Origin of the sequence: Streptococcus oralis subsp. dentisani, assembly GCF_002096615.1 — a bacterium.
Taxonomy (GTDB): domain Bacteria; phylum Bacillota; class Bacilli; order Lactobacillales; family Streptococcaceae; genus Streptococcus; species Streptococcus oralis_U.
In genome coordinates this window covers 89,535-105,199 of sequence record NZ_NCUX01000033.1, presented here as the reverse complement: position 1 = coordinate 105,199, position 15,665 = coordinate 89,535, and the positions used below count along the sequence as shown (strand labels likewise).

Annotated in this window: 15 protein-coding genes; 3 read left to right on the top strand and 12 right to left on the bottom strand. The window is 42.0% G+C overall.

The features are described from left to right. Nucleotides 1-104 precede the first annotated feature (104 nt). Together cmk and B7708_RS07630 are read right to left on the bottom strand one after the other, a co-directional pair. Nucleotides 105-779 carry a (d)CMP kinase gene (gene cmk, locus B7708_RS07635; RefSeq protein WP_084974898.1) on the bottom strand — a complete coding sequence of 225 codons (675 nt, stop codon included), beginning with the start codon at nt 777-779 and terminating at the stop codon, nt 105-107. 9 nt (nt 780-788) lie between these two features. Beyond that, nucleotides 789-1,283: an SAG1386/EF1546 family surface-associated protein gene (locus tag B7708_RS07630; RefSeq protein ID WP_084974896.1), complete on the bottom strand. Its 495-nt coding sequence runs from the start codon at nt 1,281-1,283 to the stop codon at nt 789-791. Between the two features lie 45 nt (nt 1,284-1,328). Here B7708_RS07630 and B7708_RS07625 point away from each other — a divergent pair, with 45 nt between their 5' ends. Then, complete coding sequence (locus B7708_RS07625) at nt 1,329-1,532, top strand: ferredoxin (protein ID WP_080566872.1); 204 nt, start codon at nt 1,329-1,331, stop codon at nt 1,530-1,532. A 75-nt stretch (nt 1,533-1,607) separates the two neighbouring features. Here the strand turns inward: B7708_RS07625 and B7708_RS07620 are convergent, their stop codons facing one another. From B7708_RS07620 to B7708_RS07595, 6 genes are all read right to left on the bottom strand, one after another. Further along, the gene (locus tag B7708_RS07620; protein ID WP_084974895.1) at nt 1,608-2,591 is read right to left on the bottom strand and encodes a glycosyltransferase family 2 protein; all 984 of its coding nucleotides are present in this window, start codon (nt 2,589-2,591) and stop codon (nt 1,608-1,610) included. Further along, nucleotides 2,575-3,594, bottom strand: coding sequence for a UDP-glucose 4-epimerase GalE (gene galE / locus B7708_RS07615; RefSeq protein ID WP_001156517.1), 1,020 nt, complete (start codon nt 3,592-3,594; stop codon nt 2,575-2,577). The genes B7708_RS07620 and galE overlap by 17 nt, the downstream gene beginning before the upstream one ends. Nucleotides 3,595-3,695: 101 nt before the next feature. Next, nucleotides 3,696-4,799, bottom strand: coding sequence for an NAD(P)/FAD-dependent oxidoreductase (locus B7708_RS07610; protein ID WP_084974893.1), 1,104 nt, complete (start codon nt 4,797-4,799; stop codon nt 3,696-3,698). Between the two features lie 16 nt (nt 4,800-4,815). Continuing rightward, nucleotides 4,816-5,613: a Nif3-like dinuclear metal center hexameric protein gene (locus B7708_RS07605; RefSeq protein WP_084974891.1), complete on the bottom strand. Its 798-nt coding sequence runs from the start codon at nt 5,611-5,613 to the stop codon at nt 4,816-4,818. Next, nucleotides 5,600-6,277: a tRNA (adenine(22)-N(1))-methyltransferase gene (locus B7708_RS07600; RefSeq protein WP_084974889.1), complete on the bottom strand. Its 678-nt coding sequence runs from the start codon at nt 6,275-6,277 to the stop codon at nt 5,600-5,602. Before B7708_RS07600 ends, B7708_RS07605 begins: the two co-directional genes overlap by 14 nt. A 101-nt stretch (nt 6,278-6,378) precedes the next feature. Then, nucleotides 6,379-8,715: a cation-translocating P-type ATPase gene (locus B7708_RS07595; protein WP_084975484.1), complete on the bottom strand. Its 2,337-nt coding sequence runs from the start codon at nt 8,713-8,715 to the stop codon at nt 6,379-6,381. Nucleotides 8,716-8,848: 133 nt separating this feature from the next. Here B7708_RS07595 and B7708_RS07590 point away from each other — a divergent pair, with 133 nt between their 5' ends. Continuing rightward, nucleotides 8,849-9,598 (top strand): lysophospholipid acyltransferase family protein, encoded by a 750-nt coding sequence (locus B7708_RS07590; RefSeq protein ID WP_084974887.1) that lies wholly within the window; start codon nt 8,849-8,851, stop codon nt 9,596-9,598. A gap of 224 nt (nt 9,599-9,822) precedes the next feature. Further along, nucleotides 9,823-11,187 carry an LPXTG cell wall anchor domain-containing protein gene (locus B7708_RS07585; RefSeq protein WP_084974885.1) on the top strand — a complete coding sequence of 455 codons (1,365 nt, stop codon included), beginning with the start codon at nt 9,823-9,825 and terminating at the stop codon, nt 11,185-11,187. Between the two features lie 547 nt (nt 11,188-11,734). Here the strand turns inward: B7708_RS07585 and B7708_RS07580 are convergent. Genes B7708_RS07580 through B7708_RS07565 form a run of 4 tightly spaced genes read right to left on the bottom strand, consistent with a single transcriptional unit; the run spans nt 11,735 to nt 15,241 of the window. Continuing rightward, on the bottom strand, nt 11,735-12,427 hold the full coding sequence (locus B7708_RS07580) for an alpha/beta hydrolase-fold protein (protein ID WP_084974883.1): 693 nt from the start codon (nt 12,425-12,427) through the stop codon (nt 11,735-11,737). Continuing rightward, the gene (locus B7708_RS07575) at nt 12,408-13,418 is read right to left on the bottom strand and encodes an ABC transporter substrate-binding protein (RefSeq protein WP_084974882.1); all 1,011 of its coding nucleotides are present in this window, start codon (nt 13,416-13,418) and stop codon (nt 12,408-12,410) included. The genes B7708_RS07580 and B7708_RS07575 overlap by 20 nt, the downstream gene beginning before the upstream one ends. A 19-nt stretch (nt 13,419-13,437) precedes the next feature. Continuing rightward, nucleotides 13,438-14,193 carry an ABC transporter ATP-binding protein gene (locus B7708_RS07570; RefSeq protein WP_044020437.1) on the bottom strand — a complete coding sequence of 252 codons (756 nt, stop codon included), beginning with the start codon at nt 14,191-14,193 and terminating at the stop codon, nt 13,438-13,440. A 1-nt stretch (nt 14,194) separates the two neighbouring features. Then, entirely contained in the window at nt 14,195-15,241 is a 1,047-nt protein-coding gene (locus B7708_RS07565; protein ID WP_084974880.1) for a FecCD family ABC transporter permease, read from the bottom strand. Nucleotides 15,242-15,665 lie beyond the last annotated feature (424 nt).

The window sequence follows — 15,665 nt, the reverse complement described above, 5'->3', positions numbered from 1 at the left end:
TATTGATACTACTATTTTATCAAAATTCTCCCAAAAAGACTGTTTTGAAACGCGCACAAAAGAGAGAAAAGGAGCAGGCTTCATTTAGCCTGCTCCTCTCGTCCCTAGGACATATATTTTTTTGCTTCTGATTCAATTTTTTCGACCACTTCTTGGATGCTTAGCCCAGTTGTGTCGAGGTAAACTGCATCCTCAGCCTGCTTGAGAGGCGAGGTTTCACGATGACTGTCCTTGTAGTCACGCGCAGCAATCTCTTCTTTCAAAGTTTCCAAGTCAGTCTCAATCCCTTTGGCGATATTTTCCTTGTAACGGCGCTCTGCTCTTTCTTCAACAGAAGCAACTAGGAAAATCTTGAGTTCAGCTTGTGGTAATACAACTGTCCCGATATCACGCCCATCCATGACGATACCACCTTGCTGGGCAATTTTCTGTTGGAGAGAAACCAATTTCTCACGCACTTCAGGAATGGCAGCAATGCTTGAAACCTTGTTGGTCACTTCATTTTCGCGGATAGGATGAGTAATATCAACATCGCCAACAAAGACAAGTTGCTCACCTGTTTCCGAACGTCCAAAACTAATAGGGTGTTGGTTAAGAAGCTCAAGAAGTTGGTCTACATTTCCTGCATCCAACTGGTGCTTGAGTGCTATATAAGTTGCAGCACGATACATGGCACCTGTATCAAGATAAGTGTAACCAAAATCCTTAGCAATAATCTTTGCGACTGTACTCTTACCACTGGAAGCAGGACCATCAATAGCAATTTGAATTGTCTTCATTTCCGACTCCTATCTAGTCTTGATGACATCACCAGGGTTGGCAAACCAAGTTCCTGATGACATATGAGAAGGATTCAGAGCTTCTAGCTGGGCAATGGAAATCCCTGCACGCTGAGCGAGAGCTGCTTCTCCTTCTCCGGGTTGCACAGTAAGCGTTCCTTCTCCATCTGTGTGTTCTTCAGAACTACTTTCTGAAGGAGTTGATTCTTTCGTTTCTTGAGCTTTACTAGTAGAGGAAGAAGACTCTTCCACTTTAGAGGTTGACGATGGAGCTGAAGAATCATAAAAATCCTTCAAAGCTGCCGTGCGGTTACTTCCTCCAGTAGAAAGGTAAATCAATACGACAACCATCGCTACAACGATTACAAAGAAGAGGCTAGCTAGGATGGTCAAGACACGATTGGCAACAACACCTTTTCCTTTTTGTTTACGGTGACGACGCTCTAATCTTGTTTCTTCTTCTCTATTGTCATAAATATCTTCTTGCCACGGTTTTTTTTCCATACCTTACTCCTTGTATTTTTTTCATTTTCTTATTACAATATAAATATGAAACTCACACTTATACCTGAACGGTGCATCGCCTGTGGGCTTTGCCAGACCTACTCTGAACTCTTTGATTACCATGATAATGGGATCGTTCGCTTTTATGATGATCCTGATGAACTACAAAGAGAAATCGCTGAGACCAGCGATGTTCTGGAGGCTATCAAACAGTGCCCTACACGTGCACTTCTCAAAGATCCATCGTAATGTACAGGGAATGAATGTTGATGATTTTTTCTCTTTATTCCCATATCTACTAGTTTAGCATATTTCTAGGTAAAATTATAGTCTTTTCTGGTTATTTTTCCCTTCAAAAATAGAAAGATCACTTTTTTCTTTGACGAGATAGAGTGGTCTTTTTTTGGTTTCCATATAGATCTTACTGATATATTTTCCCAAAATCCCAATGGTCAGGAGTTGAATCCCTCCAAGAAAAAGAATAACAGCCATCAGAGAGGTCCAGCCAGATGTCGGATTCCCCAAGATAAGAGTCCGAAACACTACAAAAACAGTCATCATAAAAGAAATAAAACAAGATAGGAGTCCAGCTACAAAGGCTATACTCAAGGGAAAATCTGAAAAATTGAGAATCCCTTCAATCGAGTAGAAAAAGAGCTGTCTAAAACTCCAACTGGTCTTGCCAGCCTGTCTTTCGACATTTGGATAGTCTAGGTAGTATGTTCGAAAACCGACCCAAGCAAAGAGTCCCTTAGAAAAACGATTGGACTCGGTCAAGGATAAAATAGCATCTACCACAGATCTTCTCATCATACGAAAATCACGGACACCTGAGGGCAGAGCCACTGGACTGATTTTTTGCATGAGGCGGTAAAAGATGTCAGCACAAAAACTGCGAAAGAAGGGTTCTCCCTCCCGACTAGTTCTCCGTGTCCCAACACAGTCCAAGTCTGCATTTTGGTCTAGTAAGGCTTTCATCTCAATTAGCATACTAGGAGGATCCTGAAGGTCTGCATCCATCACGACCACCAAGTCTCCAGTTGCATGCTGCAAGCCTGCGTACAGAGCCGCTTCTTTCCCAAAATTTCTCGAGAAAGAGATATAATGTACCGCAGGATTTTGTACCCGATAGGCCTTCAAAAGCTCCAAAGTGCCATCGCTTGAACCATCATCCACAAAGACATACTCGATCTCTGCTCCCAATTCTGGAAGGAGTGCTTCAACAGACTGATAAAAAAGAGGAAGTACTTCCTCTTCGTTTAGACATGGGACAATGATTGAAATCATCATCTTAGTCTTCAAATCCATTTGGATGCTTGCTTTGCCAACGCCATGCGTCTTCACACATTTGAGTAATATCGAGTTCTGCTTCCCATCCAAGTTCGGCTTTGGCTTTTGCTGGGTCTGAGTAGCAGGCAGCGATATCACCTGGGCGACGTTCTACGATGCGGTAAGGAATAGGACGTCCCACCGCTTTTTCCATATTTTGGATAATTTCAAGAACAGAATATCCTTTACCTGTTCCAAGGTTATAAATATTAAGACCTGAACCTTTTTGGAGTTTTTTAAGAGCTGCAACGTGACCTTTGGCTAGGTCTACAACGTGGATATAGTCACGAACCCCGGTTCCATCTTCAGTATCGTAATCATCTCCAAATACTTGCACTTGCTCTAGTTTGCCAACTGCTACTTGTGAAACATAAGGCAAGAGATTGTTTGGAATTCCGTTAGGATTTTCTCCCAAGTCTCCACTTTCATGCGCTCCGATTGGATTAAAATAACGAAGCAAGACCACATTCCATTCTGAGTCTGCCTTGTAGATATCCGTCAAAATTTCCTCTAACATGAGCTTAGTACGACCATAAGGGTTTGTCACTGAAAGCGGGAAATCTTCTAAGATTGGAACCGTATGAGGGTCTCCGTAAACTGTCGCCGAAGAACTGAAGATGATGTTTTTACAGTTATTTTCTTCCATGGCTTTTAGAAGGCTGACAGTTCCAGCAATATTGTTGTCATAGTAGGCAAGAGGGATACGTGTTGATTCGCCAACAGCCTTTAAACCAGCAAAGTGAATGACACCAGTTGGTTCTTCCTGCTTGAAAATATCTCTGAGGGTATCTGTATCACGGATATCTGCCTCATAGAAAGGCACCTCAACTCCTGTGATTCTTTCAACAACTTCTATACTTTTACGATTGCTGTTGACAAGATTATCCACCACAACAACTTGATGACCTGCTTGGATCAACTCAATCACAGTGTGGGTTCCGATAAAACCAGCTCCACCAGTTACCAAAATCTTTTCTTGCATCTTTCTTCCTCGATTCTCGGATTATTTTTTCTTATTTTATCATTTTTGATAGGGAATGTCATTTGCCATCCTAAACTACCTGCTAAAATTTCAGTAAAATTTTATTCACTTTTTACTCGTTTGACATAGTTTGCAATTGGATAGTTTACTGGGTCCAAAGTCAACTCCTTGTCTTGGACCAATTGGGCTAGATGGTAACCAATGATAGGACCCGTTGTGAGGCCTGATGAACCTAGACCACTAGCTGCATAGGCACCTGCTAAGCCGGGGACTTCACCAAAGAAAGGCGAGAAATCACTGGTGTAAGCACGGATTCCCACACGCTCAGATCTGGAAGTCGCTTTAGCTAAGGCTGGATAGTGAGGTAAGGCTTCCTCCTCCATTTGTTGGAGCAAGGTTTCATCTACCGTCAAATCAAATCCCATATCATTTTCATGGGTAGCGCCTAAGGACAATTTCCCACCTGCAAAAGGGATCAAATCCCACTCCCCTTCTGGCATGACAACAGGGTATGATTCTAGGTCTTCTGAGAGTTGATAATCTCGGAGTTGTCCCTTTTGGGGACGAACATCTACCTCATATCCTAAAGGATCCAAAATGTCCCTCAACCAAGCTCCTGTTGCCAAAATAACCTGCTCAAACACCTCTTCGCCAATCTGGTAGCCTGATGATAAAGGTGTCAGACTCACTTTTTCTTTGACCAGCTTGACCTGACTGGCTTCTAGCAAACGATTCACTAATAGTTGGCCATCTACTCTCGCTCCACCAGAAGCATAGAGCAGGCGGTCGAATTCCTGCAAACCAGGGAATAATTCATTTGCAGACGCTTGGTCTAAAATGGCTAACCGGCCTATCAAGGGAGATTCTTCCCTGCGCTGGAGGGCTAGTTTATAGAGTTCTTCTAACTTAGATTCATCCTTTTTCAAGAGAAAAACTCCCGAACGCTGATAAAAATCAATTTCCTGACCAGACTTTTCTATATCAGCCAACAAATCCACATAAAAGTCAGCCCCCAAGCGCGCCATCTTGTACCAAGCTTTATTGCGGCGTTTGGAAAACCAAGGACTGATAATTCCTGCTGCAGCCTTGGTTGCTTGCCCCTGTCCATGGTCAAAGACGGTCACCTCTAGGTCGCTTTCTTTCGAGAGGTAGTAGGCAGCTGTTGCCCCCACAATCCCTGCTCCGATAATGGCAACTTTTTTCATTGTCTTCACCTTCTAACTAGATATGGTGGAAAGGATTGGTCGATGCTTGACTAGGTATGATATCAATAGACCAATCCTTTTCTGCCTTCCATTGGGTAAGGAGCGCAGCGATTTTCTCCACAAAAAGGATTTCGATATAGTGGCCTGGGTCCAATGCTAGCAAGCCATCAGACAACATATCCTGAGCTGTGTGGTAATAGATATCGCCAGTGATATAAACATCTGCTCCCTTTGCCAAAGCATCCTTATAGAATGACTGACCGCTACCACCACAGATGGCCACTCTTGAAATAGGTTTCTGCAAATCACTCTCTTGATAATGCACCATTCGAAGACTATCTAGACCAAAAACATGTTTGACATGCTGGGCCAATTCCCCAAAAGTCTGAGTCGGAATATTCCCAATACGACCAATTCCACGTCCTGGACCTGTTTCCTGAAGATAAGTCGTCTCCTCAATGCCTAGCATCTGGCAGAACCAGTCATTGAGACCATTCTCTACAATGTCGATATTAGTATGACTGACATAAACGGCAATGTCATGCTTGATGAGGTCGATGTAAATCTGATTTTGCGGACGGCTAGCTACCAGATCCTTGATAGGACGAAAGATAGGCGCGTGCTTGACGATAATCAAATCCACACCCTTTTCAATGGCCTCTGCCACCGTCTCTTCACGTATATCGAGGGCAACCATGACCCTTTGTATATCCTTGTCCAAAGTGCCGATTTGCAGACCACGGCTGTCTCCCTCCATGGAAAACTCCTGAGGGCAAAAGGCTTCATATGCGTTAATCACTTCACTTGCTAGCATGGAGAACCTCCTTGATGGCTTGAATTTTATCTACAAGAACTTGACGTTCTTCTATATTTTTTTCTGGGATTTGGTTAAGAGCAAACTCTAGCTTAGCTGCTTCTTTTTGCCATTTTTGGACAAAAACTGGACTAACTTCTTTGGACAAGAAAGGGCCAAAGCGAATATCACTTGCTGATAGCTTCATTTGTCCTGCTTCCACCACCAAAATCTCGTAGAACTTTCCAGCTTCTTCTAGGATGCTTTCTGCTACGATCTGAAAACCGTGGTCTTGCAACCAGATGCGCAAGTCGTCTTCGCGATTATTAGGCTGTAGGATTAAACGCTCTACATTTACTAACTTGTCCAAACCTTCCTCCAAGATTGTAGCGATCAAGCGCCCTCCCATACCAGCAATGGTGATAACCGAGACTTGGTCTACCTCCTCAAATGCTGCCAAGCCATTGGCTAAACGAACTTGGATTTTCTCCTTTAGACCGTGACTTTCAACATTTTTGACCGCAGACTGGTAGGGACCTTCTACCACCTCACCTGCAATAGCACTTTTGATTCGTCCTCTTTCAACCAAGTCGATCGGCAGATAAGCATGGTCACTCCCCACATCTAGTAAAATGGCCCCCTGAGGTACAAAGGAAGCTACCTTTTCTAATCTCTTTGAAATCATCTTCTCTCACTTTCCAAAACTCTACTACCTTTTATTATACCATATTTCAGCTAGCAATCTTGCACCTAAAAAAACCGCAATCCACAGATTGCAGTTTTTCTTTATTTTCTGGCTTGATAACGACTGGTCAAAATGAAAATCACTGTAAAGACCAGCATCATGCCCCCATAAACAGGCAGCGTTTGTCCAGTTAAGGTTGATATTTCAAGTAGTTTTTGAATCCTTGGGAAGAGAGCTGTGGCTAGGAAGCCTCCCACTGACCAGACAATCAAAAGGACTCGCCAGAGGGTGAATGGCATGCAAGCTCTAAATACGGATAAGAAACCGATAGACCCAAGGAGATAATAGAGGAGAGTTGACATTTCTAACTCAGACCAACCTTGACTTGTCCCAAATATTTTCACAAGAAGGACACTAAATACGACCATAAGGGCACTTGGTAGGGCACGAAGCATGGATCTTCTGAGGAAGTTTGGCTCAACAGGTTTGATATTTCGCTCAAAAGTCAAGACAAATGGCGGGAAACCTTCCACGAACTGGTCGATCATGGTAATCTGAATCGGGATGAAAGGGAAAATCAAAATCCACTCAGACCGTCCCAGAAGAACACTAGCAATACAAATCACCGCAAGCAAGAAGGAATAGATGGTCTTAATCAAGAAAATCGGTGCGATGTGGGCAATGTTATTGACCACGCGACGACCTTCAAAGAGAATCTCAGGAACATCATTAAAGTCTGAGTTCAACAGAACCAGATTAGCAATCTGACGAGTCGCAGGATCTCCCTCAGCCATCACGATAGAACAATCCGCCTCACGAAGGGCCAGAATATCATTGACTCCGTCACCTGTCATAGCCGTTGTATGCCCTGCTTTTTTCAGGGTTTGGATGATGAGTTTCTTTTGATGAGGGGAAACACGTCCGAAAATAGCTGTCTCTTCAGCCATGGCAATCAATTCCTCATCCGTGATTTTTGAACAATCTACATAGCTGTGATAGTCTGCAAAGCCAGCCTTCTGGGCAATGCTGGATACTGTAACGGGATTGTCGCCAGAGATAATCTTGAGGCCCACTTCCTGGGAACGAAGATAGTCTAGTGTCTCAGCTGCTCCTTCTCGAATCGGGTCCAAGATTTCCAACAAGGCTAGAGCCTGAATATCAGATGGTTTCTGTGGTTTGTGATGGTCTAGTTTTTCCTGACTGAGGGCTAAGACCAAGACTCGTGACCCTCTCTCCAAGGCCTCTCTGGCTTCAGGGACTTCAGAGGCCAACAACATCTCAGGCGCCCCTAAGAAAACCGTTCCTAGACCTTCCAATTCCATAGCTCCCCACTTGCGGTCGCTAGAGAAGGGAAGATTCGAAAGCATAGGATAGGAAACCTGACCTTGGAAACGCTGGCGAATGGCTTGGGCTGTTGGATTTTTATCCTCACTATGAGCTATGTAGCTGGTCAGAATGTTAGTAATAGCCTCATCACCATAAGTTTCCGTCAGAGGAAGAACCGCCTCCACCTGCATCTTTCCTTGGGTGATGGTGCCCGTTTTGTCCAGACAGAGCATATCCACGCGCGCCAAGGTCTCGACAGAGTACATCTCCTGCACCAAAACCTTTTTCAAGCCCAGCTTAATCACCGCAGTCAAGAGTGAAGTAATGGTCAAAAGGGCAATTCCCTTAGGCAACATCCCCAAAAGAGCAGTCGATGAATTTACAACGGATGACTTGAGGGGCAAGCCTTTTAACATCAAGGCTTCTAGCAAGAGAGCTAGACCAAAGGGAATGATAATCTTCCCCGTAAAGCCGGCTAGCTTGTCCAGCGATTTCATGATACGGGAGTTGATCGGTTTCACTGTCTTGGCTTCCAGCATGAGTTTGGAAGCATAGTTTTCTGCCCCAACATGATGAACTTGAGCCAAAACTGCGCCACTGGCTAGGAAACTCCCTGACAAGAGCAAGGCATCCACTTCCTTTTGTACTAAATCACTCTCCCCCGTTAACATGGCTTCATTGACTTCCGCAAATCCTTCCAGAACCAGAGCATCACTAGGAATCTGCTCTCCCGCAGATAAACGAATAATATCTCCTAGAACCAACTCTTCTGGATTGAGAGCAACTTCTTGACCCTCACGAATGGTTTTAACCTTTTCCTTGGTCATGAGATTGAGCTTGTCCACCATGTGTTTGGCCCGTAGCTCGGTTACAATCCCAGAAAAAGCGTTAAAGCAGATAACAGCAAAGAAGGCCAGATTGCTCCAAGCCTGCACAAAAGCTAGCGCTAGGGCAATAGCAAAGTTTAAAGCGTTAAAAAGTGTAAAAACATTTCGTTTGATGATTTGCCAAGTACTGGTACTAGCTGATGCGGTAAAGTCATTGACCAAACCTTGAGCCTGTCTTTCCTTGACTTCTCTTTGGGTTAATCCCATTATCTTATTTTTATCCATAAATTCTATCATATCATTTTTTCTAGCAGAATTCTAATCCTATCCAAAACATCTCCACTGATAACTGAAAAAGTTTGCCAGTAGTCTTTTGATAAGGTATAATAATAAAAGCAAGACAATCGAAGGAGATCTCATGTTTTATACTTATTTGCGTGGACTAGTTATGCTGATCTTGTGGTCCATCAATGGCAATGTCCACTATCACAATACTGATAAAATCCCTAATAGAGACGAAAACTATATCCTCGTCGCTCCTCATCGTACCTGGTGGGATCCTGTATATATGGCCTTTGCGACCAAGCCAAAACAGTTCATCTTTATGGCCAAAAAAGAGCTTTTTAGCAACCGCATCTTTGGTTGGTGGATCCGTATGTGTGGCGCCTTTCCTATCGATCGGGAAAATCCTAGCGCTTCTGCCATCAAGTATCCTATCAACGTCCTCAAAAAAAGCGACCGTTCTCTCATCATGTTCCCAAGCGGGAGCCGTCACTCAAACGATGTCAAAGGTGGCGTAGCCTTGATTGCCAAAATGGCCAAGGTCCGTATTATGCCTGTCACCTACACAGGTCCCATGACCTTGAAAGGCTTGGTCAGCCGTGAACGTGTCGATATGAACTTTGGAAATCCAATCGATATCTCAGACATTAAGAAAATGAATGATGAGGGGATCGAAATGGTTGCAAATCGTATCCAAGCAGAATTCCAACGTTTGGATGAAGAAACCAAACAATGGCACAACGATAAAAAACCAAACCCACTCTGGTGGTTTGTCCGCATCCCTGCCCTCATCCTTGCAGTGCTTGTTGGTATCCTAACGATTATCTTTACTTTCGTCGCAAGCTTTATCTGGAATCCAGATAAGAAGAGAGAAGCTCTTGGTTAAGACAATGAGAACTGCTGCACAAAAACTCGATTTTAAGAGAAAATCCAGCAAGCCTTTCCATAAAAAATGCATAGTATCAATGTTTTTGGACACTTGATGCTATGCATTTTTTATGATCTTTATCCCTGTATAACCAGAAGAAAACTCTACATTCTATATAGAAATTTTTGACAAATTACTTTGATTTTGATATCATATTATTAAAAAAGGGGAGGATTTTTATAATGAATCATAAACATTCTTTATTCGGGAAGTGCAAGTCTGTTTTATTGACGGTTGCTCTAGCGTCTACCTTTACAGCAATGGGGCAAGTTGATGCTGATGAGGTAAAGAATCCAAGTCAAGTTGCTAATGATCTTGCTCAAGTAGGTTCAAATGAACTTTCCACTAAAACTACTCAAACTAATCAACAAATTTCCGAAACAGTTAAGGAGATTCAAGATAAAGTTAATGTCTCTGTAGTACCACTTGATAAAGCTCAACCTGGTGATATAGTTAAAGTAACTACTACTTCAACGGACGCCAAGGTAGATACTAAAGAAAACACAGCTGGTACAGAAGCAACTGCCAAAGCAGAGACTTCTGTAAGTGTTGAAACAACTCATTTAGCTGCTAAGGGAACTGCCGTTGGAGAAAAGACACCTGTTACATCAACAAAGACTGTTACAGATCACGTTAATACAGATGACTATGTAGCTAATGTTACTCAAACTATCAAGAAAACTACATTTGAAAAAGTTTTGAAAGAAGCAGATGTAATAATTACTAAACAAGCGGCTGGTTCTGCAGATATCGTCTTTACTATTGATAAGTCAGTTTCAATGGATTCTTCTATTCAAAATGTTGTACAGAATATCGAGAACTTTGTCCGTGATTTGGCTAATAAAAAAGTTGATGCTCGTCTTGGCTTAATCGCGTATGAGGCTGCTGACAATGTTCAATATTTCGATTTTAATGGATCTAAATTCACTAAGAATGTAGAGGAGTATATTAAGGCGCTTAGATCTATTCGAACATACGGCGGAACAGAAGAGCCTACAGTCCCTCTACATCATATTGCAACCTCAAAAGATTATGATTGGTCTACAGCTTCTAATAATCGTCGTTTTGCATTCTTAATTACTGATGAAAGTATTGATTTCCGTACTCCAGGCATTCCAACAGTAGAAGAGACTCTGAAAGCTCTTAAAGCAGCAGATATTTCTCTATCAGTTGTAGGGATGAGATACACAGAATCGACCTTCAAACCTTTAGTTGAGGGGACAAAAGGGCTTTATCTTAATATTAATCAAGAATTTTCTAGTCTTTTAAATCGTGATTTTACAAATCATGTTGTTAAGACTGTCCAAGAAGGACGTGTTTACCGCATCGTAACAGAGAAATATGACTTCTTAACAGAGGCGCATGTCGTACTTAAACCAAAACCTATCGGAAGCACAAAGGCAGTTTATCATACTTCTACGCTTTCTAATAAAGTATCTGAATTACCCAAAACTGGTGAAAAGGCATCTTCTAATTTATCCGTACTTGGAGTTGCCTTAATTGCAGTAGCCTCTGGTTTGACTGTTGGTGTTAAGAAAAAAGATTAAAGAGATTCTTTTCATATAGAAGGTAGAGGAAAGGAGTTTTGCACCATTTAGATTCTTTGCCAACTATAACAAGAAAAATAGTTAACAATGAGAGAGGGCCTCTTGGTCTTCTCTTTTAATATATTCAGAGCAAATTTCATATTCTACTCTATCATCTCAAAAAGATTTTGTACCTCTTTCTTTAGAAATAAAAGAGTATTTTCTTTTATCGAATAAATTCATGATGAAAATATCAGTCTTCAAAAATACATATACCTAGTGTTAGTAATATGTAAATGATTGAAATTAAAGTGTGTGATTTTCTACAAATATCTATCATTTCATCAATCCTATGATATTCTTAATAAGTCTCGTCTGCTCCTTTCTAATGACAATCCGGTCACTTTTCATTATAGAACATGTATTTTTCTGCATTCAAAGAAACTCTAAAATCATAAAAACGCATAATATAAGAAATTCAAAGAGTTCAATATTATGCGTTTTATTATGGAAAGTTTTACTGGATTTTCTCCTCAAATTTAATTTTTGCCTTGTCTCTTCTCTTACTTTATTCAATCTCCCATTTCTTTGCCAACCAACTGGAAAAGGCTAGAAAGCGCTCAGCCACTTGCTCATGATGCCCATAGGGATCAAAGACAAACTGACCAGTCGGATAGTGTTTCTGAAGACTGGTATGGATCTGCTCAGCATAAACTGGTGCTTGAGCCAAGCGATTGGTATGATGTGCTCCTTCTGTTTGACCATTCTGTAAATACAATAAACAGTCTAGATTTTTCACTGTCTCTTCCTTGCAGTAAGCCACAAAATCAGGAAACCAAAAGGAACCGCAGATAGAGAAGACACAGGAGACCTTGTCAAAATGGCAAAGACTGTATACTGCCGCCAAACCACCTAGTGAGTAACCTCCATAGGCAAGGCGATTTTTGTCCAGGCGATAAAGTGCCTGCAACTTTTCTAAAAGACTACCAAATAAATGACCATGATAGGCATTTGCCTGACCGCCAAAATCTGGAGCCCCCTCTCTCAGAGCAGATGCCTTCCATGGAGTGTAGTCGTCTAGGCGATTTTTAGAGGTCAAGCCCACTAAAATCACAGATTCTGAAAGGGATGATAGGAAATCCAAGTTTCCATCATTCAAGAGAATCGCTGGATAGGTTTGATTGGGATCATAAGTCGAAGGAAGGCTGACATTGACTTGGATTCCCTCCCAATCAAACTCATTATTTATTGATAAAGTCATTGATTTTCTCAAGGGAATCAATCACTGCTGGACCATAGTCCATCAACTCATCGTAAGAAATGGTCATGATTTTTTGATTCTTAATTGCAGGAACGTTTTCCAAAACAGCATTTTTCTTCATCAACTCTACTGCGTTGGCATCCAACTTTTTATTGCGGTCGCTGGTTACATAGATAATCAATTCAGGATCCATTGACACGAGATTTTCCAAGGTCAAGCCTGATGTTCCCGTTGCAACGTTTGTATAACCAAGTTGATTCAACAAGCTTTCTTGCAAAGCAGACTTGTATGCACCAAAGGTTTCGTCATTATAAGCAACCATAATCAAAGCCTTTTTCTTTTCACCTTGGCTTGTTGGATTTGCTTTCTTAACAGCGTCAATTTTAGCTTGTAATTGGGCTGCGTATTCATTAGCCTTGTCCTGAACATTGAAAATCATTCCAAGATTTTTAACGTCTTCTACAATATTCCCCAAATCTTGCTGAATCGTTGAGAGAGAAGCTTTTTGTGTATAGACTGGGATTTTATTTTCATTCCAAGTGCTAACTGTCCCCAAGGATTTTTCAGAAAACATCATGTTTCGACCCATCACCGCATCTGGCTCATAAGAAAGGACTGTCTCTTGTGAGACTGTTTTTTTATCGCCAATTTGAGGAATAGTCGCAATCGCGTCCTTGTATTTGTCCGTCACAGCATTGTCAGGGTTGAGCATGCCAGCAATTTTATCCTTCAAGCCTAACTCTAACAAGATTTCAGTTGTTGAAAGATTGTTGGTGATAACTTTTTCAGGTGCCTTGTCAAAGACTTGTTCGACTTCATTCCCCTTAGCATCATAGGTTTTGACCGTTAGTGGATAAGTCGTCTCTGTGCTGGCCTTTTGACTTGTTTCTGTGCTAGACTGTGTGATAGCTTTTTCTGTAGTAGTGTTGCCACAAGCTGCCATGGTTAGGGTAGCTACTGTTACGAGTAAAATGCTTAGTGTTTTTTTCATCTTGTTTTCCTTTTCATTTTTATAAATAGTGAATCATGGCTTGCTGATCCTCGGTCCAAGTAACCTGACTTTGAACGCCATATACAGTTTGCAATGACTCTGGGGTGATGGTCTCCTTTGGAGTCCCTTGGTAAAGGATTTCTCCCTCTTTCATCAGATAGAGATAATCCGAATAGCGACAAGCAAGTTGAATATCATGCAGGACAGCTAGAACATTGACCTTGAGATTTTTCACAATGGCCAATAAGTCTAGCTGATACTTGATATCCAGGTGATTGGTTGGTTCGTCCAGGAGCAAGAGAGTCGGTTCTTGCGCCAAGGCGCGGGCTAGTAAGACTCGCTGTTTCTCCCCACCTGAAAGAGACGAATAGAGACGAGTTTTCTTCTCAAGCATATCCACCTTGACGAGAGCATCTTGAACGATGGCATAATCCCTTTCCTTTTCCTTCTGTAAAAAAGAGAGGTGGGGAGTCCTTCCCAGCAAGACAATTTCCTCAACTGTACAATCAAACTGCAATTGATTAAACTGGGTGACAACTGCCATTTGCTTGGCTGTTTCTTTGAGTGACCAATGCTCCAGCGGCTTTCCATCTAGGCTTATCAAGCCTTTGTTCGCCTTTTCCTGACGATAGAGGAGTTTAAGCAGACTGGTTTTCCCACTTCCATTTGGCCCTAGTATCGTATGAAATTGATGCCCCTCAACTTTAAGAGAAACTCCTTTGAGGATTTTTTTCTCTCCTAGTCCAAAGTGGACATCCTGACAAATCAAGTCCATATCAGGTCCTCACCTCCCTTCGCCTACCTCCAACAATGTAAATAAAGAAGGGAGTACCTACTAAGGCTGTGAAAATACCAATTGGAAGCTCAGCATTGGGAATGATGACACGAGAGAGTACATCTGCCCAAATAACAAAGAGGGCACCCAGTAAGGCCGCAACGGGAAAAAGTCTCCTGTAATTCGTTCCTACTAACCCTCGAGCTAAGTGAGGAGTAATGAGACCAACAAATCCAATAATCCCACAGGTTGCCACTAAGACAGCTGTCAGCACAGCCACCATGGTCACATAAAGATACCAATAGAAGCGTAAGGGAATTCCCAAAGTTAAAGCAGCCTCATCTCCCATCATCATCGCATTAAAAACACGATACTGGGTAGAGAAAAATAGAAAGGCCAATCCTACTACTATAGTTGGCAGGACTAAGTCAGACCAGGTAGTTCCGGCAAGCGAGCCCATGGTCCAAAACTTAATGGTCATCACACTGTCAGCGTTAGCACCAACTGAGATAATAAAGTTGGAAAATGCCAGAAAAAGAGCATTGACCACTGTTCCTGATAAGATCAGACTAGAAGTCGTCATCCTTCCCTGCATAGAGGCAATGATGAGGACAGCAATTGTTGCCAAAATAGCTCCAAGAAAAGCTCCAAGGCTAATCATCACTTTTAAGCCAAGAATGATGCTCAAGGTTGCACCCAGAGTTGCACCCGCAGAGATGCCTAAGACATAGGGCTCAGCGATGGGATTGTTCACTGTGGACTGCATCACACTACCACACATGGAGAGACCAGCCCCTACTATCAAGCCTAACAATACTCGGGGGAATCTCATGTTCCATACAATGGCAAGAGTGGACTTGGAAACCTCTCCTATCTCAAGAGGAAAACCCAACCTGCTCAAAATAATCCGATAGGTATCTCCTAGATCAATCGCAACAGATCCCATAGAAACTGCTAGAAAGAGCGAAATTCCTAAAACAGCTAGCAGAACACCTAAAAGTAACACGAATTGCAGGTCCCGTCGGCTTCCAGAAAATTTGGAAAGCATGCAAACCTCCTTTGATAGAATCTTAAAAATTTAGAAAATTCTCATAAAAAGTATACCATATTTTCATTAGATGAACAAGGATAGAAACATATATAGAAAAAGCACTCTGATATCAGAGAGCTGATTTGAGCTCGGGCTAAAATCCTAGCGAAAAAGACGAAACTCCTTGTATTCATCGAACTCTGTGTCGTTTCCCTATTTTCATACGGATTTTTAACGCCCTTAGCATCATGATTCTTGCTGGCTAAAACGTTTATAGACTAGGCGACGAGCCAAAGATTGTACGAAAATGTTAGTGTAACAAAAAAATCTCCCCAGAGGGAGATGATCGGGTTTATTTTACCTTACAGTGCTAGGAACCGTAACCGAAGATTATACTTGAGTATATCGAGGTAAGGTGACAACATAAAAAGCCCTCTGAAAT